The 25,408-nt window shown below is 57.0% G+C and carries 22 protein-coding genes; 11 read left to right on the forward strand and 11 right to left on the reverse strand.

Going from position 1 to position 25,408, the window contains the following annotated elements; genetic code table 11:
• Positions 1-71 precede the first annotated feature (71 nt).
• From JAO77_RS10695 to JAO77_RS10725, 7 genes are all read left to right on the forward strand, one after another.
• Positions 72-860 (forward strand): TspO-related membrane protein, encoded by a 789-nt coding sequence (locus tag JAO77_RS10695; protein ID WP_198990326.1) that lies wholly within the window; start codon positions 72-74, stop codon positions 858-860.
• Between the two features lie 73 nt (positions 861-933).
• Complete coding sequence (gene tpiA / locus JAO77_RS10700) at positions 934-1,701, forward strand: triose-phosphate isomerase (protein WP_198990327.1); 768 nt, start codon at positions 934-936, stop codon at positions 1,699-1,701.
• 113 nt (positions 1,702-1,814) lie between these two features.
• A complete protein-coding gene (locus JAO77_RS10705; protein ID WP_198990328.1) occupies positions 1,815-2,168 on the forward strand; it encodes a 7(1) septoil knot domain-containing protein in 354 nt (117 codons plus the stop codon).
• A gap of 89 nt (positions 2,169-2,257) precedes the next feature.
• Positions 2,258-3,088, forward strand: a complete 831-nt coding sequence (gene prmA / locus JAO77_RS10710; protein WP_198990329.1) for a 50S ribosomal protein L11 methyltransferase — start codon at positions 2,258-2,260, stop codon at positions 3,086-3,088.
• A 57-nt stretch (positions 3,089-3,145) separates the two neighbouring features.
• Positions 3,146-8,662: a hypothetical protein gene (locus tag JAO77_RS10715; protein ID WP_198990330.1), complete on the forward strand. Its 5,517-nt coding sequence runs from the start codon at positions 3,146-3,148 to the stop codon at positions 8,660-8,662.
• A 56-nt stretch (positions 8,663-8,718) separates the two neighbouring features.
• Complete coding sequence (gene plsY / locus JAO77_RS10720; RefSeq protein ID WP_198990331.1) at positions 8,719-9,357, forward strand: glycerol-3-phosphate 1-O-acyltransferase PlsY; 639 nt, start codon at positions 8,719-8,721, stop codon at positions 9,355-9,357.
• A 269-nt stretch (positions 9,358-9,626) separates the two neighbouring features.
• Positions 9,627-11,000: a dipeptidase gene (locus tag JAO77_RS10725; protein WP_198990332.1), complete on the forward strand. Its 1,374-nt coding sequence runs from the start codon at positions 9,627-9,629 to the stop codon at positions 10,998-11,000.
• Between the two features lie 79 nt (positions 11,001-11,079).
• On the opposite strand, the gene JAO77_RS10730 is transcribed toward JAO77_RS10725, so the two are convergent.
• The 3 genes from JAO77_RS10730 to JAO77_RS10740 form a co-directional block, all read right to left on the reverse strand.
• The gene (locus JAO77_RS10730; protein ID WP_198990333.1) at positions 11,080-11,697 is read right to left on the reverse strand and encodes a porin family protein; all 618 of its coding nucleotides are present in this window, start codon (positions 11,695-11,697) and stop codon (positions 11,080-11,082) included.
• Positions 11,698-11,817: 120 nt separating this feature from the next.
• Positions 11,818-12,411 carry a porin family protein gene (locus tag JAO77_RS10735; RefSeq protein ID WP_198990334.1) on the reverse strand — a complete coding sequence of 198 codons (594 nt, stop codon included), beginning with the start codon at positions 12,409-12,411 and terminating at the stop codon, positions 11,818-11,820.
• Positions 12,412-12,561: 150 nt separating this feature from the next.
• Positions 12,562-13,197: a porin family protein gene (locus JAO77_RS10740; protein ID WP_198990335.1), complete on the reverse strand. Its 636-nt coding sequence runs from the start codon at positions 13,195-13,197 to the stop codon at positions 12,562-12,564.
• A 397-nt stretch (positions 13,198-13,594) separates the two neighbouring features.
• Between JAO77_RS10740 and JAO77_RS10745 the strand changes: the two genes are divergently transcribed.
• On the forward strand, positions 13,595-14,584 hold the full coding sequence (locus JAO77_RS10745) for an acyloxyacyl hydrolase (RefSeq protein WP_198990336.1): 990 nt from the start codon (positions 13,595-13,597) through the stop codon (positions 14,582-14,584).
• Positions 14,585-14,651: 67 nt separating this feature from the next.
• Here the strand turns inward: JAO77_RS10745 and JAO77_RS10750 are convergent, their stop codons facing one another.
• The 8 genes from JAO77_RS10750 to JAO77_RS10785 all read right to left on the reverse strand — a co-directional run bounded on the left by JAO77_RS10750 (position 14,652) and on the right by JAO77_RS10785 (position 23,031).
• Positions 14,652-15,686, reverse strand: coding sequence for a quinone-dependent dihydroorotate dehydrogenase (locus tag JAO77_RS10750; RefSeq protein WP_198990337.1), 1,035 nt, complete (start codon positions 15,684-15,686; stop codon positions 14,652-14,654).
• 11 nt (positions 15,687-15,697) lie between these two features.
• Entirely contained in the window at positions 15,698-17,236 is a 1,539-nt protein-coding gene (locus JAO77_RS10755; protein ID WP_198990338.1) for a YifB family Mg chelatase-like AAA ATPase, read from the reverse strand.
• Between the two features lie 124 nt (positions 17,237-17,360).
• Positions 17,361-17,957 carry a D-sedoheptulose 7-phosphate isomerase gene (gene lpcA, locus JAO77_RS10760; RefSeq protein ID WP_198990339.1) on the reverse strand — a complete coding sequence of 199 codons (597 nt, stop codon included), beginning with the start codon at positions 17,955-17,957 and terminating at the stop codon, positions 17,361-17,363.
• A 9-nt stretch (positions 17,958-17,966) separates the two neighbouring features.
• The gene (locus JAO77_RS10765; protein ID WP_198990340.1) at positions 17,967-18,368 is read right to left on the reverse strand and encodes a hypothetical protein; all 402 of its coding nucleotides are present in this window, start codon (positions 18,366-18,368) and stop codon (positions 17,967-17,969) included.
• 74 nt (positions 18,369-18,442) lie between these two features.
• Complete coding sequence (locus JAO77_RS10770; protein ID WP_198990341.1) at positions 18,443-18,694, reverse strand: hypothetical protein; 252 nt, start codon at positions 18,692-18,694, stop codon at positions 18,443-18,445.
• 44 nt (positions 18,695-18,738) lie between these two features.
• Positions 18,739-20,583 (reverse strand): ABC transporter ATP-binding protein, encoded by a 1,845-nt coding sequence (locus tag JAO77_RS10775; RefSeq protein ID WP_198990342.1) that lies wholly within the window; start codon positions 20,581-20,583, stop codon positions 18,739-18,741.
• Positions 20,584-20,700: 117 nt separating this feature from the next.
• On the reverse strand, positions 20,701-21,054 hold the full coding sequence (locus tag JAO77_RS10780) for a hypothetical protein (RefSeq protein ID WP_198990343.1): 354 nt from the start codon (positions 21,052-21,054) through the stop codon (positions 20,701-20,703).
• Between the two features lie 69 nt (positions 21,055-21,123).
• Positions 21,124-23,031, reverse strand: coding sequence for a capsule assembly Wzi family protein (locus JAO77_RS10785; protein WP_198990344.1), 1,908 nt, complete (start codon positions 23,029-23,031; stop codon positions 21,124-21,126).
• A gap of 118 nt (positions 23,032-23,149) precedes the next feature.
• Here JAO77_RS10785 and JAO77_RS10790 point away from each other — a divergent pair, with 118 nt between their 5' ends.
• The 3 genes from JAO77_RS10790 (at position 23,150) to JAO77_RS10800 (ending at position 25,344) form a co-directional block, all read left to right on the forward strand.
• Complete coding sequence (locus tag JAO77_RS10790; protein WP_198990345.1) at positions 23,150-24,094, forward strand: GNAT family N-acetyltransferase; 945 nt, start codon at positions 23,150-23,152, stop codon at positions 24,092-24,094.
• Positions 24,079-24,768 (forward strand): uracil phosphoribosyltransferase, encoded by a 690-nt coding sequence (gene upp / locus JAO77_RS10795; RefSeq protein WP_198990346.1) that lies wholly within the window; start codon positions 24,079-24,081, stop codon positions 24,766-24,768. Before JAO77_RS10790 ends, upp begins: the two co-directional genes overlap by 16 nt.
• 129 nt (positions 24,769-24,897) lie before the next feature.
• Entirely contained in the window at positions 24,898-25,344 is a 447-nt protein-coding gene (locus JAO77_RS10800; protein ID WP_198990347.1) for a hypothetical protein, read from the forward strand.
• The last annotated feature ends 64 nt before the right edge of the window (positions 25,345-25,408 follow it).

Consider the following 25,408-nt stretch of genomic DNA (forward strand, 5'->3'; position numbering starts at 1 on the left):
AGCGTAGCGACTAATCAATGAAAAGCGGGACTGGCAACAGTCCCGCTTTTTCTTTTTTCGTAAGCGTGCGCATGGAAACTTCTGCTCCCACCGGGCGCTTTTGGCGCTGGCTGCTGCCGCTAGCCGTTGTGGCTTGCCTCTACGTCAATTACCTGTACAATGCCCACCCGCCCGCTGGGGCCCTCAGCAACGGCGAGATGTCGGCCCGCCACCCCACCTGCCTGACGCCTGCCGGGTATGCGTTTAGCATTTGGGGTATAATCTTCAGTGGATTAGTCTTATACACTATTTGGCAGCTGCTACCGCAGGCGCAGCGCACGCCGCTGCCGGCCCGCCTCACACTGGTACTGACGCTGGCCGTACTGGCCACTACCGGCTGGACGCTGGCGTTCAGCTACGAGCTTATCGGGCTGAGCCTGGGCGTGATGCTGACGCTGCTAGTGCTGCTGGCGTTGGCTTACGCGCGGGCCCGGCGGCTGGTGCTGGCCGGCGCAGCCCCGGCCTGGCCCACGTGGTTTTTGAGTTTATACTTAGGCTGGATACTACTGGCCACCGTGCTGAATATAATTTTTGGCTTGCGCGATGCTTTCGGCTGGCAATGGTCGGACAGCGCCACCATCGAGGGCTGCGTGCAGCTAGCTAAAGTGGCGGGCCTGCTAGCGTTGGTGCTGGCTGTGCGGGGGCACGACCTGCTGCTACCAGTGCCAGTGGCCTGGGGGCTAGTGGGCACCTGGGTGGCTCAGCGCCAAACCATTCCGCCGGTGGCGGCGGTGGCCCTGACCACGGCTATTCTGCTGGTAGTGTTAGCGCCCCTAGGGGTGTGGATGTGGAATAAGCGCCGACCCAAACCGGCTGTGTAGGGGAGGGGCGCGCCCGTGCGGCAGCCGGCCGTACTTTTGCCCACTCTTGGTTCTACATTAATCGCTCCACGCAATGCGTCAAAAATTTGTTGCCGGCAACTGGAAAATGAATCTCACCCTGCCCGAGGCGCAGGCCCTGACCTCTGAAATCGTGCAAATGTTGCACGATGAGCAGCTCGGTGCCAACGCGCCGCAGGTAGTTATCTGCCCGTCGTTTCCGCTGCTGCCCATCGTGGGCCGCCTGCTGAATGAGGGAGGCAACGTGGCCCTAGGTGCTCAAAACTGCCACCAGAAGGAAAGCGGCGCCTACACCGGCGAAGTATCGGCCAAGCTGCTGCAATCTGTAGGCTGCCAGTACGTTATTTTGGGTCACTCGGAGCGTCGCCAGTACTTCCACGAAGACGACGAACTGCTGAGCCAGAAGCTGAAAGCCGCCCTAGGTGCCGGCCTGCGCCCCATTTTCTGCGTAGGCGAGAGCCTGGAAACCCGTGAGGCAGAAGAGACTTTCGACTTCATCGCCAAGCAGTTGAAAGATGGTTTGTTTCACCTCAGCAACGAGGAGTTTGACAAGGTGGTCATTGCCTACGAGCCCATCTGGGCTATCGGCACCGGCAAAACGGCTACGACCCAACAGGCACAGGAAGTGCACGCCTTCATCCGGGAGCAAATAGCTGGCGCCTACGACGCCGAGGCAGCTAACAACACGGCTATCCTCTACGGTGGCTCGTGCAATGCCCAAAACGCCCGCGAGCTATTTAGCCAGCCCGACGTGGACGGCGGCCTCATCGGTGGCGCGTCGCTGAAATCGCGTGATTTCGTGACGATTGTGCAATCGTTCTAAGCTTAGTTGCGTTCGGCGCCAGCATGTAAGAAAAGCGTGGCGCCGAACGCAACGTAGGACTAGCATGTAGTTTGCTAAGTCACTGCTTTTAGGCTACTCAGCACCTTGTCGCTATGTTATTCTCCTTTCTGCTTACGGCGCTGCTTGCCCTGCGTCCGGCTTCGCCGGCGCCGGCCGCCAGTATAGAACCATGTAAAATTTACGGGTCTGTTTATCTCGAAACTGACCCGCGCCTGCGCAGTAACTGCTTCGCTACGGTGTACATCGAGCCCGAAGAAGCCTTCGCTGACGTGCTTGTGTACCAGGAGAATAACAAGCTGTTTGCCGATAAAGCTGGCTTGTGGTACCCCGCCGAAAACCGTCAGTTTGCTGATTACAACTTGTTTGTAACGTCCGACCGCAACTTGGCTGAGTTTTCCATTCATTACATCAAGGTGCGGTCGTTTGCAGGGTGCAAAACGAACTGAGTTGCCCTAGGTGGCGCCCTTGATGACTTGCGAAGCCAGACAGGAACCTAGGGCTAAAGAGTTGGACATTTCCTATAGATTAACAAAGCATGGATTATATAGAGCTGCGGGTGCAAGCCCCGCGCGAGCTGGCTGATATCTTAGTAGCCGAGCTGGGCGAAGTAGGGTTTGATACGTTTGAGGACAACGACGAAGGCTTTTGTGGCTACACGGGCGAAGGAGAATTTGATGCCGACGCAGTAGCCGAAATCATGAGCCGCTACGAAGGCATGGGCGAGCTCAGCTATTCGCACCGCATCATCACGCGTCAGAACTGGAATGCTGAGTGGGAGAAGAACTTCCAACCGCTCATCATTGCCGACCGGGTATCGGTGCGGGCACCTTTCCACCCCAAGCCTGAAGGCGTAGAGTACGACCTAGAAATCATGCCCCGCATGTCGTTTGGCACAGGCCACCACGAAACGACCGCCCTCATGATTGAAAATCAGCTGGATATTGACCACCACGGCAAGCGCGTGCTGGACATGGGCTGCGGCACGGGCATTCTGGCTATCATGGCCGAGATGCTGGGCGCCCGCCAGGTGCTGGCCGTAGACGTGGAGCCCTGGACCGTAGAAAACGCCCGCGACAACGCCGCTGAGAACAACTGCCGCACCATCGAGTGCCGCCTAGGTGGGGTGGAAGTGCTGGCTGGTGAAGAACCGTTTGACATCATTTTGGCCAACATCAACCGCAACGTGCTGCTAGAAGACATGCACGCCTACGCGGCCCTGCTGCCCAGTGGGAAACCAATTTTATTCAGCGGGTTTTATGAGGAAGATTTAGCCAAGATTACGGCCGAGGCTACCCGGCAGGGGCTTCGCTACGAGCGTCATCGTGAGCTGCGTAATTGGATTTCTGCTATTTTTACAAAATTGTAGGGCGCCGGGCAATTAGGCCAGGCATCCTACTTGCTGCCAGTGCCTTTGCCCGACCTTATGAAGCGACTTTTCACCGCCGCCTTCTTCACCACTTTTCTGCATTTGCTGCCGGCCGCGGCGCAAACGACCAAGCCGGTTCCTACTCCACCTGCCACTAAGCCGGTTGTTCCTGCCGATGGGCGCACGCCTAGTGCTGTGCGGCCTGGCCAAGTGACAGTAGCGCAACGCTACAATGGCCACCTGGCTCCCGACCCTGCGCAGTTTATTGTGGACGTGCGCACCATGCTGCTGGCCACGAATAATGCAGCGGCGCAGGCAATAGGAGAAAAGCTGCGCCAGCTATGGGGCAGCAACCAGCTGACCAGCACGCAGCAAAGCCGCATTGCGGAGCTGTCGCAGAAAATGCTGGATAAGAAGTTCCGGCCGCTGCCTCACCTCACTACCTTCTATAGTGCCTTGGTGGGGGGCAAAAACCTGGCGAAGCTCAGCGATGGGCAGGTTGACCAGCTACTGGACGTGCTGAGCCAGTCGCTAGACCGCGACCCCAACGCTGACACTGAGAAGTTTTTGATATCGACGGCGCGGCTGCTCAATGGCGGCTACCTCTACCGCTCGGGCTTCAACTCGCTGCGTGTAATAGGTGGGCAGCTTTCTTTTGCGCATAAGGGTGCTGCCACGGAGCCTAGCCCCACGGCCAGCTTTGAGGCAGCGCCCCCAGCTCCGGTGGTCCCCGTGGCAAAGCCTGCTGCGCCCAAGCCGGCGCCGGCGAAACCCGTGGTGAAAGCCAAGCCTAAGCCAAAAAAACGCGCCAGCGACGGCTGGGACACGGCCGATATGTGGTCGTCGACGTCAAGCAGCAAGAAAAACGATGGCTGGGGCTCGGCTAACGACGGCTGGGGCACGCCCGTGAAAAAATCGTCTGCCAACGATGGGTGGGGCTCGGCTAATGATGGCTGGGGAACCCCCGTCAAGAAAAAAGCCCCTGCTAAAACCGTAGCCAAAGCGGCACCAGCCAAGGCGCCAGCGGCGAAGCCCGCCCCTGCGGCGCCCGTGGCTAAGAATACTGACTTTGACGAGCCGGCACTGCCCTTCACGCCTTCGGCTAGTGCAGCTAACGAGGCATACTACCCACCCGCGGTGAGCGGCCCGGTGATTGAAATCAAGGATGCCGACTTTGTGATGGGTACGGCGGGCGACTCTATTGTGCTGCGCAAGGTGAGTGGCATGGCCGCCCCGCTTAGCTCGCGCCTCGTAGCCACGGGCGGCCAGGTAGCCTGGACTATCAAGAACAACCCCGTAACGGCCGACCTAGGGCCGTTCGATTTTGATTTGAGCAAGGCGGAGTTCACGGCTCAGCCGGTTACGCTCACCTATCCTTACCTGCTCGAAGCCCCCGTGAAAGGGGCGCTGAGCTACAAGAGTCTGCGCCGCAAGCCAGCTACCGGCGATACGGGCTACCCTAGGTTTATATCGCTCACCAACGATGCCCGTCTCAAGAACATGGGCGAAGGTATCAAATACCAAGGCGGTGTATCTATCTCGGGGGCGCGGCTGCTGTCGGCCGCGCTCGATGGCTCGCTGGCTAACATCCGGGTAAGCCAGGATGGCAAGCTGCGCTTTCGGGCCGCTTCGCGCAGCTACGTGCTCGGCGATTCTATTATCACGGCCAGCCGGGCGGCGGTGGCGATGTACGAGAGCGACCACGACTCGATTACGCACCCCGGCGTGGAGCTGAAATACCTCAAGGGCAAGCAAAAGCTGCAGCTGCTGCAAGAGCAGGGTACCTATCGCAAGACGCCCTATTCGGACTCGTACCACCAGGTAGACGTGCGAGCCGAAATGCTTGTGTGGAACCTGCGCGAGCCCAAGATTGACTTTAGCATCTTCACCTCGCCCAAGCAGGTGTCGGCCGATTTTGAGAGCAAGAACTTCTTCTCTAACACGCGCTATCAGCAACTCAAAAGCATCAACCACCTGCACCCGTTGCAGATGCTGCTGGGCTACAGCCAGAACCACGGCAAAACCATGACCATGTCGGTGCGTGAGGTGGCCGAGGAAGTAAAGATTCCGGAGGCCAACCTACGCTCGGCCGTGGTGAGCCTAGCCCGCGATGGCTACGTAGATGTGCAGCCGCAAAACGGGATAGTGACCATCTTGCCCAAAGGCCGCCATTATGTGGGCGCCGCCCGCGAGAAAAAGGATTTCGACCACATCGCGATTAAATCCTTAACGGGTTCGGGCCGCTCGGCCACACTCAACTTGGCTTCAGACCAGCTGTTGGTGCGGGGCGTTGAGCAGTTCAGCTTTTCCGACGACTCGGCGGCCGTGGTAGTGCGGCCCGATAGTGGCGTGGTGCGCCTAGGTCGCAACCGGACCATTAAGTTTAATGGACGTGTGATAGCCTCGGCGTACCGGTTTAAGGGACGCGATTTTCAGTTCGACTACGACGGGTACTACATCGACATGCCGCATATCGACTCGCTAACGATTCGTAGCAAGTCGACCAAAAAAGCAACTGGCAACGAGCGCCGTCCTAGCGACTTCACCCTGACCAATAAGAACAATTCGCAAAGCGGGCGCCTCTTTTTGAACGACCCCAAAAACCGCTCGGGCCGCAAGAAGCTGGGTAATTTCCCGTCGTTTAACTCGACGTCAGGTGCCTACGTGTACTTCAACAAGCCCGATGTCCTAGGTGGGGCCTACGACTCTACTACGTACTTCGACGTGCCGCCCTTCAAGTTTGACTCGATGGGTACGAGCAAGTCGCGGGCGGGCTTTGTGGGCATGTTCCACAGCAAAGCCCTGCCACCCATCAAAACGGCGCTGACTACGCAAGAAGATGGTTCACTGGGTTTTGTTCATATTGTGCCGACTGGTGGGTACGCGCTTTACAAAGGCAAGGGACGCTTGTCGGCTGGGGCTAAGGTGCACCTCAATGCCCAGGGCTTGCAGTCAAACGGCACTGTAACCTACCTAGGGGCCACCATGCAAAGCGACCGGTTTGTGATGTACGGCGACTCGCTTACGGGTGAGGGCAAGGCGGGTGCCATTGCCGCTGGCCCCAATTTCCCGAAGGTGACGATGCCGCCCGGCTACTTTATCAGTTGGAATGCCAAATCGGATTCGCTGCACCTGCTAACGCCCAAAGAAGGCGCACCGGTGAAGATGTACGCCGACCACACCTTTAAGGGCTCGATGCTGCTGACGCCTAAGGTTCTAGGTGGAGCTGGCCGCCTCGACGGGCCGCAGAGCTACGTACGCTCAAGTGACCTGACGTTCAAAAACGACTCGTACTCAGGTAAGAAAGCCATACTCAGCGTAAAATCGGCCCAGGCAGGCAAGCCTGCGCTTACGGCCAATGACGTAGCGTTTAACTACGATATGAAAAATGGCTACGCTGAATTTACGCGTGAGGAAAACAGCAAGGCCAGCATCGACTTGCCCTATTCAAACTTCCGCACTAGCCTCAGCAGTGGGCGCTGGGACTTTAAGAAAAAGCGCGTATCGCTAAAATCGAACGCGGCTAGCAGCGCCTATTTTGTATCTACGAAGCCAGAGCAGCATGGCTTGAAATTCAAGTCTACCTCGGCCTCGTATGACCTGGCTAAATACCAGCTCGAAGCCAAGGGCGTACCTTACATAGCTGCCGCCGATGCGTGGATTATTCCCGATTCGGGCCGCGTGGCCGTAGCCGGCACCGGCAAGCTCCAGACCCTGCGCCGGGCCACGGTGCTGCTCGACTCCCTAGGTAAGTTTCATAAGCTGACGGGCGGCAACATCACGGTAGCTTCGCGCGATGCCTTCAGCGGCGATGCCAAGTACAACTTCCGCACCGTGACCGGCGACTCGCTGGCGCTGAAATTTACCAACTTTCAGTCCGACTCTGCGTCGCTGGTGGCGGGTCCTGGCAAGAAGCGTTTCAGCCTGCGCAAGCGCACAACCACCGACGAGAACGCCGGACCGCCCAGCCTGGCCACCACTGCCACGGCCAGCGTAGAAGCCAACCAGAAGTTTCAGTTGGCACCTAGTATTGGCTACCGCGGCAGCATCAACCTAAACTCGCAAAAGCGCGGCCTCATTTTCGATGGGCAGGTGCAGCTGCAGTTTAGTAAGCTCAAAAACTCGGCCGAGTGGTTTGCCGTGCAGGATAGCATCGACCCTAAAAACGTGGTGCTGACCCTGACCAAGCCCAAAGCGGAAGACGGTACGGAGCTGGTGACGGGCCTGTTTTTATCAGATGCCGACAACCGAGTATACCCGCTGTACGCGGCGCCCAAGGTGACGCCCGCCGACGTATCGCTGCTGGAGGTAGACGGCAAACTGCACTACGATGCAAAAGCTGGCGAGTACACTATCTCGAAGCACGACCTAGCCGATGCCAACCAGTATGAGGGTGCCGTACTAGTGTATAAGGAAGCAACCAACCGCATCAGCTTCCGCGGCCCCATGAGCTTTATCACTAACAACAAAAACTATAGCATAACGGCCAGCGGGGTGGGGGGTGCCAACCCCGACAGTGCGCGCTACCAAGTAAACACGTTATTAGGTATCGACGTCAACATGCCCAGCAAAGCCATTGAGACAATGGGTGCCAACCTAGGCCAGGTGACTAAAAACTCGCCCGAGGCACTCGATGGCTCTACCGATGAGGTCTACAAAATAGCGCAGTTTGCCGGCAACAAAGGCGCCGAACTGTATGCCAACCGCCGGCCGGGTGCCGCTGCCGCACCGCTGGCTTCGGTGTCGCCCAAGCTGCTACACACGCTGGTGCTGAGCAAGGTAGACCTGCGTTGGAATCCTAAGCAAAAAGCTTGGTACTCGATGGGCAAGATTGGCTTGGCGGGTGTGGGCAAGCAGCCGATGAACGCACTAGTAGATGGCTATGTAGAAATCAAGCGCGATAACTCGACCGACCTCGTAGAAATATACCTAGAGGCCGAGCCTCAGACGTGGTACTACCTGCGCTACGCCAATAACATTGTGCTGGCCAAGTCATCGAGCGAGAGCTTCGACGGTGAGATTGGCGGCAAGGCTAAGGGCGATGCGAATACGGCTACGGAGTATGGCGTCTTTCTGGGTGATTACACCGACGTAGACCAGTTCCGCTCGCACTTCGAGCGCGACTACCTAGGGAAGTCGGGCAAGCTAACGGCGCGGCCCGCTGCCCCGGCCAGTACTTCGGAAGAAATCGGGGTAGACAAGGACAAGAAGAAAAAGAAGAAGTCCAACGACCCCTTCGGCGACAGTGAGCCCGCTGCCGACCCTACCACCGAGCCAACCAAAAAGTCGAAGAAGAAAAAGGACAACGACCCCTTTAGCGAGGGCGAGATAACGCCGCCCCCGGCCGCCGCCCCGGCGAAGGAGCCTAAGAAGAAGGAAGCAGCTGCTCCTGCGGCCGACCCTACCGACGCACCTGCCGAGGAGCCAGCCAAGAAGAAAAAGGAAAAGAAGAAGGATCAGGAGGCCGCGCCCGCTGACCCGGCTTCTGACCCTGGCGCCGAGCCAACGGTAGACCCCGGCAAGAAGTCGAAGAAAAAGAAGAAAGCCGAGGAAGACCCCTTCGGCGATTCGTAGCAGTAGTACCCCGAAGGCCACCTTCGGGGTACTTTTGTTTTCACGCTATTCTTCCAATGCTCTACATCCTTATTGCGCTGCTCGCCGCTTACCTCCTAGGTTCTATTCCGACCGCTTTGTGGGTAGGACGCTGGTTTTTCCAGCTAGCCGATATTCGAGAGCATGGCTCGGGCAATGCAGGCGCTACTAATACCTTTCGGGTGCTAGGTAAGAAAGCTGGCACTTTTGTGCTGCTATTCGACGCTTTCAAGGGCTTTGCAGCGGCTTATTTTCTGCCTAACTGGCTGCTCAGCCAGCAGGCTATCGCGCCGGATAGCCTGTTCTATTTCCGGTTGGCATGCGGAGTACTGGCTGTAGTAGGGCACATCTATCCCGTGCTAGCGCAGTTTCGGGGTGGCAAGGGCGTAGCTACTATCCTAGGGATGATGCTAGCCATTGCACCTGCCACGGTAGGGGTGGCGTTGCTCGTGTTTTTGGCTGTACTGGGTACCACGCGCTACGTATCGCTTTCGTCTATGTCGGCCGGCGTTGCTTTTGCGTTTCTGCAGCTACTGCCCGCTTTCCGGCCTACTAACTCTTTACAAATCTGGTTTGGCTTTCTGCTGGCGGCTATGCTCATCTACACCCACCGCGCCAATATTGGCCGGCTGCGGGCTGGCACCGAAAGCCGTGTGCCACTTTGGGGCAAATGGTAGCTACCGTACACAGCAGCTATGAGTTCTGAGCCGCAGCTACTAGTGCCGATTATTAGCTCCTAGGGCTATAAGGCAGGCGGTACAGCCATAGCTACATAGGAAATGCCTTTCGACTGAAAAGCTTTGTGCCAGTACTGGGCTCATTCGGCGAGTATTACATACGGTTCGTGGGCGTAAAACTGCTTTAGCCGGTTGACCGAGCCTGACCAGAGAAAGGCTAAAGCCCGAGTACTTACTTTTGTCCTATCAATTGTTCCTTGTATATAAGCATGGCTACACCTGCCTACCTCACGCAGCACCAAAATCGCTTCCTAGAAGAGCTTCTAGATTGGCTGCGTATTCCCTCGGTTTCGGCCGACCCCAAATTCCACGGCGACGTATTACGCGCCGCCGATTTCATTAAAGACAAGCTGCTAGAGGCCGGCGCTACGTTAGTTGAGATATGTCCCACGGCTGGCAACCCCATCGTGTACGGCGAATACATGGCGGGCCCCGACCGCCCCACCGTGCTAGTGTATGGCCACTACGATGTGCAGCCTGCCGACCCCTACGAGCTGTGGACTTCGCCGCCGTTTGAGCCGGTAATTAAAGACGAAAAAATATACGCCCGCGGCGCCTGCGACGATAAAGGCCAGGTGTACATGCACGTAAAGGCCCTCGAAATGATGCTGCGCGATGGCGGCTTAGGTGCCCCCTGCAACATCAAGTTCATGTTCGAGGGAGAAGAAGAGATTGGCTCCGACAACCTTGGCATCTTTGTGAAGGCCAACAAAGAGAAGCTAAAAGCGGATGTTATTCTCATCTCCGACACCGGCATTCTAGCCAACGACGTGCCCAGCATTGAGGTGGGGCTGCGCGGCCTCAGCTACCACGAGGTAGAAGTAACCGGCCCCAACCGCGACCTGCACTCGGGTCTCTACGGCGGCGCCGTAATGAACCCCATCAATGCACTCTGCGACATGATAAGCAGCCTGCACGATGAGAATCGGCACATTACCATTCCGGGCTTCTACGACAACGTAGCCGAGTTAAGCGCCGCCGAGCGCGCCGAGCTGGCGCAGGCACCTTTCTCAGAAGACGAATTTGAGCAAAGCATCGGTCTGCCTGCAGCAGCGGGCGAAGCCGGCTACACTACGCCCGAGCGCACGAGCATTCGGCCCACGCTCGATGTAAATGGCATCTGGGGCGGCTACATCGGCGAGGGTGCCAAGACGGTAATAGCCAGCAAGGCCTACGCTAAAATCTCGATGCGCTTGGTGCCCAACCAAACGAGCGACGAAATCACAGCCCTGTTTCAGAAGCATTTCGAAAGCATCGCTCCGGCCGGTGTTACCGTGAAAGTGACGCCCCATCACGGCGGCGAGCCCGTCGTGACGCCCACCGACTCGGTCGCTTACCGCGCCGCGGCTAAGGCCCTGGAAACTACTTTCGGCAAAAAGCCAGTGCCTACGCGCGGCGGCGGCTCTATTCCTATCGTGGCCATGTTTAAGAGTGAGCTAGGTCTCGACTCGGTTCTGCTCGGGTTCGGCCTCGACTCCGATGCCATCCACTCGCCCAACGAGCATTTCGGCGTCTTCAACTTCCTGAAGGGTATTGAAACCATCCCGGAGTTCTATCGTGAATATGCAGCAGTTAGTAAATAGTTAGCTTGTGTAACGCAGCATAGAAAGGCCCTGGTTCCTAGCTAGAAACCAGGGCCTTTTTTTAATGATACTTGGTTAATCAACGGCCATTGACCGAATAAGTCAGGTATAGCTGAAAAGCTCCGTTGCGCTGGCGGCTCTGGATGGTTGTGCTACCGAACGTATTTGCTTGAGGCACATTAGTAAACCCACCATTATAGCGTAGGCCTACTCCTAAACCGTGCTTAAGCTGGTAGCCGAGTCCGAAAAGGTAGCCAAAGTCAACAGTATTTAAACCATTTTTTATATCCGTCGAGACACTACCTGTCTGATATTTAGCACCTATTAAAAAACCTGCCTGTGGGCCAGCTTCGAAAAATAGCCCACCGGTATTCACATGAAAGGCCAGCGGCACATCAATATAATGCAGGCGCCAGGAGACATCGGTAGTGTTCTTGTAGTAACCACCCTTTTGAGAGTATAATAACTCGGGTTGAAAGGCAAAAAGTGACGTAAGACCAATATTAGCAAACACACCTCCATGAAAACCAAATCGGTAGTCATTAGCACCAGCATCGGGCCCTGTCAAGTTTGTCAGCGAAGCGCCTGCTTTTAGGCCTAGTGATACGTCGCTGCCGCCGCGGTCGCGCCGCTGCGCCTGCGCTACCGTGCTGAAGCCCAGCACTAAAGCCAGCAGTACAAGGATGGATTTTTTCATCGAAAAACGGATGAGTGAAAGGATAAGTGGGACAAAGCTACAAGCGTCGGCCAGTTGTGTGACCGCAAAAAAGCCGGCCCACCTAGGTGAGCCGGCTGTAACTAGATTAGCCTAAACGACTTACTTGCCGCCAAACATGAAGCCTACGTACAATTGGAAAGCGCTGTTTTTAATGTTTCTCGCCTGTACACCATTGCTGTTGTCACTCTTGCCTACGTTTGTGAAGCCCCCATTATAGCGCAAGCCAATCATAGGACCACTAGCAGCTTGAAAGCCTAGACCTGCGGCGTAGCCAAAGTCAACGCTTTTAAATGCTTCTTTATAATTAATAGAGAAATTGTCGTCTTTTGCTTTAGCCGATGCAAGAAAACCGACCTGCGGACCTAGTTCAAAGAACAAGCCTGTTTCGCCAGTAGAAATCTTTGCCAATACTGGCACGTCGATATAGTTGAGGTTAAGCCTCGCACCAGTACCGCCTTCTTTGGCACCTTTCATAGAGTATAGTACTTCGGGCTGAATGGAGAACATATCGTTCAAGCCAAAATTGGCTACAACGCCACCATTGAAGCCAAACTTATTCTTGAAGCCGTCAGAATCTTCACCCGAAAGGTTAGTGAGCGAAGCACCTGCCTTAATACCATACTTGATAGATTGGGCTTGTGAGGCGAAAGAGATGCCTACTAATAAGCCTAGAGATAGTAATACCTTTTGCATAAAAAGGACGAGAAAAAAGAATGGTTAAACTGTGGTACAAAAGTACGGTGTAATACAGCGAATTAGGGGGTAATATTAGTAAGATACAGAAAAAGGCCAGATTCTTTACAGAATCTGGCCTTTTTCTGAGCGAACTATGCTAATCTCAGCTTATTTGCCACCGAACAGGTAACCAACTTGGAACTGGAATACCGAGTTGTGGACGTTAGGCGTAGCGTTTTTGTACACCTGCGAGAAGTCACCGGTATAGCGCAGGCCAAGCTGCAAGCCGCTGGTGATTTGGTAACCTAGACCACCTACGTAGCCGATTACTACTTTATTCAAGCCATCGGTGCTGGTAGTGCGCGAGCCCGAGATTTCTTTGCCGCTGCCATCTTCGTTGAACGTACGGCGGTGCAGCACGAAGCTACCCTGCGGGCCGAGTTCTACGAAAAAGCCTTTGCCATCCTCGCCGATGTTATAACGGAACATGATAGGCACATCAAGATAGCCTAGCGTGTTTTTCAGGGTAGTGTTAGCGCTGGGGCTGCCGTAAGCAAAGTTGTCTACCGAAGAACCCTTTTGCGAATACAGGAATTCGGGCTGGATAGAGAAGTTATCCGAAACGCCAAAGTTCACATACGGGCCAGCAGCAAAGCCAGCCTTGTACTCCGAGCCTTTGGAGGCTTCACCCGAGAAAGTCGAAAGGTTGAAACCGCCTTTTAGACCTACTTTGATACCGGTTTGAGCATTAGCTGCGCCGGCAGCACCAGCGAGAAGAGCAAGAGAGAGAATGGTTTTTTTCATGGCTGAAAAAATGGTGAGATTAGCCCGGTCGCTTAAATAGCTGAAGTATGAAAGAGGTGAACTAGACCGGGAATGCGCCTTATACTAAGCCAGGATAGGATAGGGTTACAGTTTGAAGTGAATTTAGCTTTTTTCTGAATAAGCCTCCTGTATAACAGTAGCATTGTACTTTTGGAACTGGTTTGTTGCCAGCTTTATGCCTTCTACTGTCTCAGGACTAGGGTTAGGGAAATATTTTTTGGGTGCTGTAGGCCTTTTCGCGCTTAGCTGCGGCGTAGTGAGGCCCGCCGCCGCCCAGGCAGTACGCTTAGCTAGACAAGCCGTTTATGACTCGGCAGCGGCACAGGCTGCCCGGTCTCCGCTGGTGCTCGGCGCCTATGCCCAGGGTAGCTTTGTGATGAAGCACACGTCCGCTGTAAATCACCTGGCGGCTTCGCATCCAACTGGCTTTGAGCTGAATGCGCAGCGGCAGACTACGGGTGCCGCCGCCTGGCATGGCTGGTACAAGTACCCCAAGGTAGGAGTGGCCCTGGTATATTACGACTACCACAACCCTACGCTGGGCCAGAGCTACGCCACAACGGTTTACTTGAGCAAGTCATTTTGGCGCACGCCGCGGCAAGACCTGAGCTTCCGGCTGGGCACAGGGCTAGCGTGGTTTACCAGTCCCTTCGACCTGCAAACGAATCGCAAAAACGTAGTCGTCAGCTCGTCGCTGAATGCAACGCTGCAAATGCGGCTTGAGTATGACTATGCCCTGACGCCGCACCTAGGCGTGTTAGTAGGAGTAGCGCTCAATCATTACTCTAATGGAGCTACTACCAAACCTAATTTTGGGATAAATCTGCCCACAGTGCTGCTAGGGCTGAATTATCATCAGCAGCGCCCGGCGCCCACACTGCCCTACCTGGCACCCGCCCCCGCAGACGTAGGGCACAACTTTTTACTGGCCAGCACTAGCCTCGGCTATAAGCAGCTGGAGCTAGGGAAATACAAAAAATACGAGGTGAACTCTGTGACAGTAGCTGCCGGCCGGCGCGTTAACCGAAAAAGTAATTTGCTGGTGGGGCTAGAGGGCTTCTATGACCGCTCGCTGCTGGCCGCGCAAAAAGACACTGCTCGCAACCAAGGGCAACTGGTAGATGTCAAGAAAGCCGGCATTTTTCTGGGGCACGAACTGCTGTTCGGCCGGCTGGCTTTTGTGTCGCACCTAGGCGTGTATATCTACAATCCTTACAAGTCAAATAGCTTTTACTATGAGCGTTTGGGATTGAGGTATCAGTTTACTAATGTAGTATTTGGAGCAGTCGACTTGAAAATTCACCGCGGTACGGCTGATGTCATTGAATTTAAGGTGGGTGCCAAGCTAGCTAAACGCCCACGCTAGGCTCTGCAGGCGCACTAAAACGTTTTATGCTTATTAAAGTAGGTATAGCACCTTGCATAAGTGGTCGCTATGACACGAGTGCTCGGTTTATCTGCTTCACCAGCCCCGGCCCTTCGTAGATGAAGCCCGTGTAGAGCTGCACGAGCGTGGCGCCAGCTGCGAGCTTTTCTAGCGCATCCTGGGCTGAGTGAATGCCGCCCGCCCCAATAATGGGCAGCGCGCCCTGGCTGCGCTGGTGCAGGTAACGGATAACCTCAGTGGCCCGCTCGCGCAAGGGCCGCCCGCTGAGGCCGCCCGCGCCGTAGCTGGCCACAGTAGGGGCCGCTGTGCGCAAGGTGCTGGGCCGAGCAATAGTAGTATTGGTAGCCACTAGGCCGCTGAGCTTCGTTTCGCGAGCTATGTCGAGAATATCATCGAGCTGTGCGTCGGTGAGGTCGGGGGCAATTTTGAGCAAGAGAGGGTGCGGTTTTGGGCGCGCCTGATTGCGCGCCTGCACCTGCTGCAAAAGCTTGATAAGGGGCTCTTTATCTTGTAATTCACGCAGGCCGGGGGTATTGGGCGAGCTCACGTTGACTACAAAGTAGTCCACCTCTTCGGCGAGGGCATCGAAGGCCGCTACGTAGTCGTCGCCGGCCTGCTCGTTAGGAGTATCCTTGTTTTTACCGATGTTGCCGCCAATGATAAGCTGGCGGTTGTGGCGGCGACCTAGGCGCTCAGCCGCTGCCGCAGCACCATCGTTGTTGAAGCCCATGCGGTTGAGCAGGGCTTCATCTTGCGGCAGACGAAACAGGCGCGGCGTGGGGTTGCCGGGCTGCGGCCTGGGGGTCACGGTGCCAATCTCCACAAAGCCAAAGCCCATCGTGGCCAGCTCGTCGGTAAGCAGCGCATTCTTGTCGAAGCCCGCTGCCAGCCCTACCGGATTAGGAAATTTCAGGCCGAATACTTCGCGCTCCAAGCTTGGGTGGTGGTAGTCGTAGAGGGCACGTAGCAGGGCCGTAGTACCCGGTACCTGACCTAGGCGCTTCACCTTATCGAAAACGAAATGGTGAGCGCGCTCGGCGTCGAGCTTAAAGAGTAGGGGTTTGGCAAATTGCTTATACACAATACTATGAATTAACCCGCCCAACCTTCGCGGTCTAGCGAGCGGTATTGAATGGCCTCGGCCAGGTGCTGAATCTGAATATCGTCGGTGCCCGCTAGGTCGGCAATAGTGCGTGCTACTTTCAGAATGCGGTCGTAAGCGCGGGCGCTCAGGCCAAGGCGCTCCATGGCGGTTTTGAGCAGCAGCCGGCCCGCATCGCTAATCTGACAAATATCTTTCACCATCTGCGAGGGCATCATGGCGTTGGAGTGCACATCGGCATAGGCCGTAAAGCGCTGCGACTGCACCTCGCGCGCTTTTTCCACGCGCTGCTGAATGTCGTGGCTGGTTTCGGCGCGGCGCGTTTCGGTCATCTGGTCGAAGGTAACGGGCGTCACCTCCACGTGCAGGTCGATGCGGTCGAGCAATGGGCCCGATACTTTGTTCAAGTACTTTTGCACTACGCCAGGGCCGCACACGCATTCCTTGTCGGGGTGGTTATAATACCCACAAGGACAAGGGTTCATGCTCGCAATAAGCATGAAGTTGGCTGGGAAATCAATGCTGACTTTGGCCCTGGAAATTGTGACGCGCCGCTCTTCCAATGGCTGGCGCATTACCTCCAGCACGGTGCGCTTGAACTCGGGCAGTTCATCCAAGAACAGCACGCCGTTGTGCGACAGCGAAATCTCGCCGGGCTGCGGATTGCCACCGCCACCCACCAGCGCCACATCCGAAATAGTGTGGTGCGGTGCCCGAAACGGCCGCTGATTTAGCAACCCCTGGCCGGTGCCAAGCTTGCCCGCCACCGAATGAATCTTGGTGGTTTCGAGCGCCTCCAACATATTCAGAGGTGGCAAAATGGTAGGTAGGCGCTTAGCCAGCATGGTTTTGCCGGCGCCGGGTGGGCCTATCATTATTACGTTGTGGCCGCCGGCTGCGGCTATCTCCAGCGCACGCTTGATATTTTCCTGACCCTGCACGTCGGCAAAATCAGCGGCGTACTGGTTGGCCGTATGCTGAAAAATATCCCGCGTATCAATGCGCACTGGCTCAATGGCCTCGCGGCACTCGAAGAAGTCGATGGCCTGCTGCATGGTGCCCACCGGAATCACGTCGAGGTTATTGACGATGGCTGCTTCCTGGGCGTTTTCCTTAGGTAGAATAATGCCTTTAAAGCCCTCTTTACGCGCCTGAATGGCAATAGGCAGCACGCCCTTAATGGGCCGCAGCATGCCATCGAGCGCCATTTCGCCCATTATAACGTAGCTGCCGAGCTGCTCTGTCTGCAGCTGCTGCGACGCGTGCAGGATACCTAGGGCAATGGGCAGGTCATAGGCCGCGCCCTCCTTGCGGATGTCGGCGGGCGCCATATTCACGACCACTTTGGTGCGCGGCATGCGGTAGCCCCGCAGCTTCAGCGCGGATTCAATGCGCTGCTGGCTCTCTTTGATGGCGTTATCAGGCAGGCCCACCACATAAAAATTCGTCCCGGCCGATACTAATACTTCAATGGTAATGGTGTAGGCATTAACGCCCTGCACCGCCGAGCCAAAAACCTTGGTTAGCATAGACTGCAGATTATGATAGATTTAACGGATTTCGCAGATACGCTTGCTACGCAAGTTGACTAATTGGATATAACTGCGAAGATTTGATAGATGGAATTGAATAGGAGAGAGTCTGAGCGGTTGGCTACGCAAACATCAGCTTCTCAATCAGCATAATCATAATATGGATGGCCTTGATGTGCACTTCTTGAATGCGGTCGGCGAAGCCGAAGTGCGGCACCCGAATTTCGACATCGCTGAGGTCGGCAAGCTTGCCCCCGTTCTTGCCGGTGAGGCTTACTACTTGCATGCCAGCAGCTTTGGCGGCCTCAACGGCATTGAGCACATTGGGCGAGTTGCCGCTGGTGCTAATGGCCAGCAGCACGTCGCCAGGCCTACCTAGGGCCTGCACAAAGCGGCTGAACACAAACTCGAACCCGTAGTCGTTGGCCACGCAGGTCATGTGCGAGGCCTCGGTGAGGGCGATGGCTGCCAGGGCGGGGCGGTCTTGGCGGTAGCGGCCGCTGAGCTCTTCGGCAAAGTGCTGGGCATCGCAGAGGCTGCCGCCGTTGCCGCAAGTCAGGATTTTGCCGCCAGCGTGCAGGCTCGCGGCCATGAGCTCGGCCGCTTGTGCGATGCACGCTAGGTTGGCTTCATTAGCCAAAAATTGGTCAAGGACGGTGCGGGCTTCGCTCAGTTCGGCCTGGATGAGGCTAGTGAGCGGGGTAGGGGTATCGGACACGAATAAAAGCTAGTAGGTAGGCGGAGTAGCGGTAGGCCCTTGGTTGGGGGCTTGGTCGCGCTCGGCAGCCGAGGCCGCCGTAGGGTAAGATACCGCCGGGGCAGTGGTTGAGGTAGTAGGTTGGTGTACGTCGTAGAGCTTGGCTTTCAGCTCGTTGATTTTGCCATCTTGCTGGGTTACAGTACGGCGCAGCACGCTACTGTCGATGTTCTCGATTACTAGGTGCAGTGCCAGCACCACGACGCCGATAAAGGAAAGCACGTAGAAAAAATTGCGCTCATTTTCGGTGGGTAACACGCCCGAGCCTAGCTCGGCTACGTTGGTGCGCACGGCGGGCAGCAGCAAAAACAGCAAAGCCAGCAGGAGATACACCATCACGGCGACGGTCACGATACGTTTGAGAGCGAGCATAAATCGGGAGAGAAAAAGAGTGGGGTGCGTCAGCACGGCCTTTTACGGATTAGCTGCGCAGTTTGCTACGTTAGCTAATTTGCCGATGCCGTATCGGCGGTGGCCAAGGTAGAATCGGCCAAAATTACGGTAGCGCCCGCAGCACGCTGCTTTTCTTGGTCGGCCTTAATAGCCTCCACTAGCGCCTTGCTACGGGCTTGCGTGTTCGCCATCTGCTCTTCAGCAGCAGAGGGCTGCTGACTGCGGTAGTATTTATACCCAATGCGCAAGCCTAGCATCAGCAAGATGAAAAAACCGAGCCAGCGGGAAGTTTTGGCGCTAAGCATACAGGTGAAGTAAGCGAGAGAAGAAGTGTAATGGCCTGCCAAAGCTACACTAGGGCGGCGTTGGTTTGCAGTTGGCTGAGGCGCTGGTAGAGGCCGCCCGCTTGGCGCAGCAGCTCGTCGTGGGTGCCGCGCTCCACAATGCGGCCGTGCTGCAGCACCACTATCTCGTCGGCGTGGCGCACCGTGCTGAGGCGGTGGGCAATAACCAGCGACGTGCGCGAGGCCATGAGGCGCGTCAGGGCTTCCTGCACCAGCTTCTCACTCTCCGTATCTAGCGCCGACGTGGCCTCGTCAAGGATGAGGATGGGTGGGTTGCGCAGGATGGCGCGCGCTATGCTCAGGCGCTGGCGCTGCCCGCCGCTCAGCCGCCCGCCGCGGTCACCTATCATGGTTTGGTAGCCATCGGCGCTCTGCATAATGAAGTCGTGCGCATTAGCTGTTTTGGCGGCGGCTATCACTTCTTCTTCCGTGGCTTCGGTATTGAACTTGATGTTGTTATAAATCGTGTCATTAAACAGGATGCTCTCCTGCGTCACGATGCCCATTTGGGCGCGGACCGAGTGCAGCGTGCAGTCGCGTATATCGTGGCCGTCGATGAGCACCTGGCCCGCCGAGGGGTCGTAGAAGCGGGGCAGCAGGTCGGCCAGCGTGCTTTTGCCGCCGCCGCTAGGGCCCACCAGAGCCACCGTCTGCCCCTTCTTAATAGTGAGGTTGAGGTCGTAGAGCACCGGCTTTTCGCCGTAGGTAAAATTCACGTCGCGCAACTCTACTTGCTCCGTGAAGTTGGGTAGCTCTTCCGCATCGGGCCGGTCACGAATGGCCGGCTCGGTATCGATAACGCGCAGCACGCGCTCGCCAGCTACTAGTCCGCGCTGAATGTTGCTGAACGCGCCCGACAACGCTTTGGCCGGCGTTAGAATTTGCGAAAAGAGAATGATATAGGTAATGAACGCCGACGCCGACAAACCCGCTTGCCCGCTTAACACCAGCGAGCCGCCGTAATACAGCAGCCCCGCCACCACGGTCACGCCCGCAAACTCGGAGAATGGCGAAGCCAAATCGCGGGTGTTGTCAATGCTCTGCGTTGTTTGGGCATACTGGTCATTCTGCGCCCGAAACTTGTCGAGAATGTAGGCGCGCGCATTGAAGCCTTTGATGACCCGAATGCTACCTAGGGTTTCGTCGATGACAGAAAGCATAGAGCCTAGGGTGCTCTGGCTTAGGGCCGCCTGCCGCCGCAGCCGCTTTGCCACGCTGGCGATAATGCCGCCCGAAATAGGCAGCAGCACCAGCGTGAAAACAGTAAGCCGCGCCGACATGCTGAAGAGCAGTACGAAAAACCCGATGATGGTGAGCGGCTCCTTGAACACAGCCGTCAGCGTATTTACTACCGAGATTTCCACCTCGTGCACGTCGTTGGTAAGGCGCGACATCAAGTCGCCCTTGCGCTCGTTGGAGAAGTAACCAAGCTCTAAGTCAAGGATGCGGTCATAAAGGGCGCCACGCAGGTTTTGCACCACACGGGCGCGTACCTTGGTTAGCAGTTTGCCGCCTAGGTAGCGAAATACGTTGCTAAAAAACACTGAGGCAATGATAACGCCGCACACGTAGGCTAGCGCGCCCCGCTTGCCTCTAACCGCCAGTATCTGAGAAAAATAGTAATTGAAGACGTCCTTGATGTACTCAATATTCAGAGCGAAATGCGGTAGCGCGGCGGGTGCAGTGGCTGTGTGCGTATCGGTGGTGCCGAACAGCACATTGAGCAGCGGAATAACCAGCGTGAAGTTGGCGATGCCAAAAAAGATACCCAGCACCATGTACAGCAAGTACAGAGGCAAAAAGTCGCCGTAGGGCCGGGCAAACTGCAACAGGCGCAAATAAACTTTCATAGACCGCAGATTCGAACGGATTTGTCGGATTTAACGGATACGCCTGCCTCTGGCGGACTGGCTATCCGGCTTGGTTTCCGCTTGCCGTGGGTGGCTCTTTCTAATTGGTACTCTTACTTACTGTTGGCGCCGAAACGTCGCCGTTACTTCAATCAACCCCTGAATATGCTGGTTGAATTCGGCTAGTTGCTCGGCCGGCACCCACAGCTCGTCGTGGTGCCGGTCGCCCACGTTTTGCACCGGAAACTGCCCTAGGTACCCTGTCTCGACCGCAAAGCGCACCACGTAGCCCACGCCGTAATAAGGCACGTTCCAGTCGCGGCTTATCTGAATGGCGTACTCCTCATTCAGCACTGGGTAAAAAATAGGCTGCTCGGGCAGCCTAGGCAGAAAGCCACGCCACCCACTAGCCTCAATCAAGTCAAGCTCAGCCTGATTGATAGGGCGGTATAAATAAGTAGTACCACTCATAGACATACTAGCCAACCCGCCGAAGGCAGGCGTATCTGTTAAATCCGACTAATCCGTTCGAATCTGCGGTTAAAATTCGTGTAGGCGCTGCGCGATGTTCCAGCGCACAGCCACCGAGGCGTACACCTCGTTGCCGCTCACCGTGCCATAATAGGTGGGCTGGGCTACATTCTGGTGGCGGGCGATGAGCGTGGCGTCTAGAAAAAGGTTGAGGCGCGGCTGGTAAGTGGCCGTAAAATCGGCGTGCAGCAGGCGGTTTTTGTCGCCGGTGCCGATGCGGTAGCCATACTCCATGGGCCGCGTGTTGTAAGAGAGCAGCACGTTGCTGCCGTAGTTGCTGGTGGCGCTGGGCGCCTGCGCATCTAAGCCCTGCACCGAGTAAAACGCCTTGGCCACCAGGTTGAGGCGGGGCAGCGGCTGGTAGCTCACGATGCCGAGTAGCTCGCTAATGTTGGCGCCCATGGGGTGGGCAAGGGGCTGCTGATAATGCTGATAGTTAGTATACTGTGACTCGTGCTGATAAGTAAACGGCCGGATATAGTTAAACTCTAGCTGTAAGTCGAGGTTGCGCACACCAGCCACGTCGAGCAGCTTGCCGCCGAGCTGGAAGGCCTGCTTGTTAGCCCACCAGCCATTGCCCGCCCGTATCTCGCTCAGCTTAAACTCATCGAACACCAGCTGGCCGTAGAGTTGCGCTCGGTGCTTGATGTTCCACTTAAAATCGAGACCTAGGAGGGCGTTATCAGTAGAGCCCACCTGCTGCTCGATGGCCCGATAAAAAATAACCGGGTTCAGGTATTGCAGTTCTAGGCCGCGGCCCGGCCCGCCTGATACCTCCGACTCAAACACGCCGATGTTGAAGTTGTCGGTCACGTCGAGGCTGAGGTGGTGCAGCGCCAGGTACTTCTTCGGAAATAGCGAATCAGTAGGGCTGCCGGACGCATTATACGTGCGGCCACCCGTTAGCTCGGCGAAGAGATTTTGATAATTAAACTTCCAGACGCGGGTGTTCAGCTTCAGGAAAAAATAAGGCGTGCTGTAGTCCGACAGTATTAGCGAGCGGTAGCCGTTGCCGATAAAATTACGGTCGTGGGCAAGCTGCACATTGATGTGCTTGGTGGCGGCATAGGTGATGCCGCCCCGCGCCGTGAAGAAGTCGTAGGCGCTGCCGCCCACAGTCTTAAAGTCCTTCCAGTAGCCCTCGTGCGGCACTATGCGGTCGCGGCGGGTGCGCTGCTGCACCCAGCCCGGCACTGCCTGCTGGTTGTCGGTAAGGAAGCCGTAGAAGCCCAGGCGCTGGTCGATGGTGCCCTCGAAGGCAATGCCGCGGGTATTCACGTAGCGCAGGCCGTCGATGCTGCCAGTGCCGTTGTCTTTGCCGCCTTGCAGCAGCAGCACAGGGTTGAGGCGAAACGAAAAATCCTTAGTCTGAACGTGGTAAAGGTCCGTTTGGTCGCGGTAGAAGTACGTGAGCACCGGCCGCTGGCTCTCATTAAGGCTATCGCCGAGCGCCGAGTACATCCAGTTGTCTTTCAGTAGGTACTGCGCATTGAAGCGGTCGGCCCGCGACAGTGTGCCCTGGCTGAAAGTGAGGCTGTCGCCGCCAAACACACGTTCGCCTAGGTGGGCTGCTGCCGCGCGGGTGTAGGGCCGCACGCTGGTGTGCGGGTCGCGTAGCGAGTCGGAGCCGTACTTGATGGCGTAGCGGTCGAGCAAGCGGTAGGTGTTGGGGTCGAGCGGCACGTAGAGTGCGCCTTGATACTCGGTACTGGGTGCGGTGGCCCGCCGCGCGCGGTGCGGAGCCTTAGCCGGCTTGTCGGCTTTGGTGGTCACGCGGGCAGCCTCGCTGGCAGGCAGGGGCTGGTTAAAAATATACCAGTTGGCCGAGCCTGGGGCCGGGGTAGGCGCAGGAGCAGGCGTTTGGGCCGCGAGCTGGCCCGCCAGCACCAATAATAGAGGTAACAGGTAGTGTTTCATCAATAAAGAATACTACCCAGAACGGGGCAGGAATCGCAAAATTACGTCGGCCGCCGCCGAGCCGGTTTCCGGCCCCGACCTTTGGCCGCGCTACCTCTTGGCGAGGAGTCCGCTTCCTGTGCTGCGCCTGCTCTATTTCTCTGACCTCGACCTAGCCCGCTGGCAGGCCTGCGTGGCTGCCAGCCCGGGCGCATCGCCCTATGTGCAGGCGTGGTGGCTGGCGGCCACGGCCGGCCGCTGGGCTGCGGTAGTCGAGCTGGGCCCCGGCGGCGAGTACTATTCGCTGCTGCCGCTGCCGCTAAAGTGGCGGCCGTGGGGCCGCGTGGCCTATCAGCCGCTATTCACACAGCAGCTAGGTTTGGTACTGACGGCCCAGAGCCGCCAGGTGCAAATAGCCGATTACTTGGCCGTAGCGAAGAAAAGCTGCGTAGCCTTTTACCAGCAGTGGCCCCCGGCCGCACTAGTGCCGGTGCTGCCCGTAGGTTTCACGCTGACCGAGCGCCTGACTTATCACCTGGACCTAGGGTCGCCCTACGCTACTATTTACCAGCACTACCTGACGGGCTGCCGCCGCCGCCTGCGCAACAACCAAGCGCTGGCGCAGCCCCTGCTGGTGACAGAAAGTGAGGACCTAGGCGCGCTGATTGAGCTATTTCTTACTTACCGGGGGCCGACGCACACGGGGCTGCGCCCGCGCCACTACGCAGCGCTGCACCGGCTCTACGCCGCCTTGCGCGCCCGTGGGCTAGCTGAGCTGCACCAGGTGCGCCACCCAGCCACCGGCGAGTTATTGGCTGGGGCGTTGTTTGTGCGCCACCCTGGCGGCGTGATTTATCTATTTGCGGCGGCCTCGCCGGCTGGCAAAGCGGCCAGCGCACCTATTCTGCTCCTCGACGATGCCCTGCGGCGCCACGCGGGGCAGCCGGGGCAGGTCTTCGATTTTGAGGGGGGCAGCATACCAGGTATTGGGCGCTTTTTTACCAATTTTGGGGCGCGGCCCGTATTCTACCCAACCGTCACGCTTACTCACCCCCCTAGGCTTCTCTCATGGATGCGCCCCTAACTTCGCCTGCCGCTGCTGCGCAGGATACTGAACGCCTGCACGTTGTTTGTGCCGAGCCAAGCATTGCCAATCATTTTCTGGCCGAACTGCGCGACATCAACATCCAAAAAGACAGCCTCCGCTTTCGCCGCAACCTGCAGCGCCTAGGGGAGATTATTGCCGTTCGCATCAGCGCCCAGCTTAGCTACACGCCCCAGGCCGTAAAAACTCCGCTGGGCGAAGCACCCAGTCAACTGCTGCGCGATTTTCCGGTGCTGGCGACTGTGCTGCGGGCCGGCCTACCATTTCACCAAGGCTTTCTGAATTATTTCGACCAGAGCCCCAGCGCTTTCGCAGCAGCCTACCGCATCGAGGGCACGGCCCAGGTGCAGGTGCAGCTCGATTACCTCACGGCGCCGAGTCTCAATGAGCGGGTACTCATCCTGGCCGACCCTATGCTGGCCAGCGGCAAAAGCCTGGTGCAAACCTACCGGGCCATGCTGCGCTTTGGCACACCGCGCCAGGTGCACATCGCGGCCGTTATTGCCTCGCCTGAGGGGGTAGCCTACGTAGCCCGCGAAATACCGGAGGCTACGCTGTGGGTAGCTGCCGTAGATGAAAAACTCAATGAGCAGGCCTATATCATTCCGGGCCTAGGCGACGCCGGCGATTTAGCTTTCGGCAGCAAATTATAATTGCGGGCCGCACGCACGTAGTTTAGCTGCTCGTCGTTTGCTGAAAGCAACTGACAGCCGGCCCTAGGTACGGTATTTTTGCCCGCCCTCCGTTTAGCTCTCTCTTCTGACTTACTTAGTTTTCTGCTAGTGCTTCCCTACGCCGCCAAATGGGCTTCTGTCTTCCTGCTCAGCACAGTTAAGTTTCTGGGCGGCCCCTTAGCGGGCAGCAGCCTGGGGCTGGGCTTTTGGCAAACCCTGGGCCTCACCGTGGCGGGTATGATGACCAGCGTGTTCGTGTTTTCGGGCATTGGGCGGGCTTGGGTGCGCCACCGCCAGCAGCAGCGCCGCCTGCGCCGAGCGCCGGTGTTTTCCAAGCGCTCGCGCAACATCATTAAGGTGTTTAAGAAGTTCGGTATGGGAGGCATCGCCTTCCTCACGCCGATTTTGCTGTCGCCCATCGGAGGTACCGTCATTGCTACACTCCTAGGGGTGCCGCGGCAGCGTATCTTGCTGCACATGTTCTGGAGTGCTGTGCTGTGGGGCGGCGTGCTCACGCTGGCTAGCTCCCGCATTAGCCACTTGCTGCACCACTAGGCCGCCCGTCAAGAGCTGGTAAGAAGGGACATGCCCTTCTGCTTTCGTTTTACCTCGCCAATAC

This window comes from Hymenobacter sp. BT559 (assembly GCF_016427535.1).
Taxonomy (GTDB): Bacteria; Bacteroidota; Bacteroidia; order Cytophagales; family Hymenobacteraceae; genus Hymenobacter.

Bases quoted from the DNA above. Each gene is read 5' to 3' on its own strand.
- JAO77_RS10695 (WP_198990326.1), top strand. From the start codon at position 72: ATGGAAACTTCTGCTCCCACCGGGCGCTTTTGGCGCTGGCTGCTGCCG.
- tpiA (WP_198990327.1), top strand. From the start codon at position 934: ATGCGTCAAAAATTTGTTGCCGGCAACTGGAAAATGAATCTCACCCTG.
- JAO77_RS10705 (WP_198990328.1), top strand. From the start codon at position 1,815: ATGTTATTCTCCTTTCTGCTTACGGCGCTGCTTGCCCTGCGTCCGGCT.
- prmA (WP_198990329.1), top strand. From the start codon at position 2,258: ATGGATTATATAGAGCTGCGGGTGCAAGCCCCGCGCGAGCTGGCTGAT.
- JAO77_RS10715 (WP_198990330.1), top strand. From the start codon at position 3,146: ATGAAGCGACTTTTCACCGCCGCCTTCTTCACCACTTTTCTGCATTTG.
- plsY (WP_198990331.1), top strand. From the start codon at position 8,719: ATGCTCTACATCCTTATTGCGCTGCTCGCCGCTTACCTCCTAGGTTCT.
- JAO77_RS10725 (WP_198990332.1), top strand. From the start codon at position 9,627: ATGGCTACACCTGCCTACCTCACGCAGCACCAAAATCGCTTCCTAGAA.
- JAO77_RS10730 (WP_198990333.1), bottom strand. From the start codon at position 11,697: ATGAAAAAATCCATCCTTGTACTGCTGGCTTTAGTGCTGGGCTTCAGC.
- JAO77_RS10735 (WP_198990334.1), bottom strand. From the start codon at position 12,411: ATGCAAAAGGTATTACTATCTCTAGGCTTATTAGTAGGCATCTCTTTC.
- JAO77_RS10740 (WP_198990335.1), bottom strand. From the start codon at position 13,197: ATGAAAAAAACCATTCTCTCTCTTGCTCTTCTCGCTGGTGCTGCCGGC.
- JAO77_RS10745 (WP_198990336.1), top strand. From the start codon at position 13,595: ATGAAGCACACGTCCGCTGTAAATCACCTGGCGGCTTCGCATCCAACT.
- JAO77_RS10755 (WP_198990338.1), bottom strand. From the start codon at position 17,236: ATGCTAACCAAGGTTTTTGGCTCGGCGGTGCAGGGCGTTAATGCCTAC.
- JAO77_RS10765 (WP_198990340.1), bottom strand. From the start codon at position 18,368: ATGCTCGCTCTCAAACGTATCGTGACCGTCGCCGTGATGGTGTATCTC.
- JAO77_RS10770 (WP_198990341.1), bottom strand. From the start codon at position 18,694: ATGCTTAGCGCCAAAACTTCCCGCTGGCTCGGTTTTTTCATCTTGCTG.
- JAO77_RS10775 (WP_198990342.1), bottom strand. From the start codon at position 20,583: ATGAAAGTTTATTTGCGCCTGTTGCAGTTTGCCCGGCCCTACGGCGAC.
- JAO77_RS10780 (WP_198990343.1), bottom strand. From the start codon at position 21,054: ATGAGTGGTACTACTTATTTATACCGCCCTATCAATCAGGCTGAGCTT.
- JAO77_RS10785 (WP_198990344.1), bottom strand. From the start codon at position 23,031: ATGAAACACTACCTGTTACCTCTATTATTGGTGCTGGCGGGCCAGCTC.
- upp (WP_198990346.1), top strand. From the start codon at position 24,079: ATGGATGCGCCCCTAACTTCGCCTGCCGCTGCTGCGCAGGATACTGAA.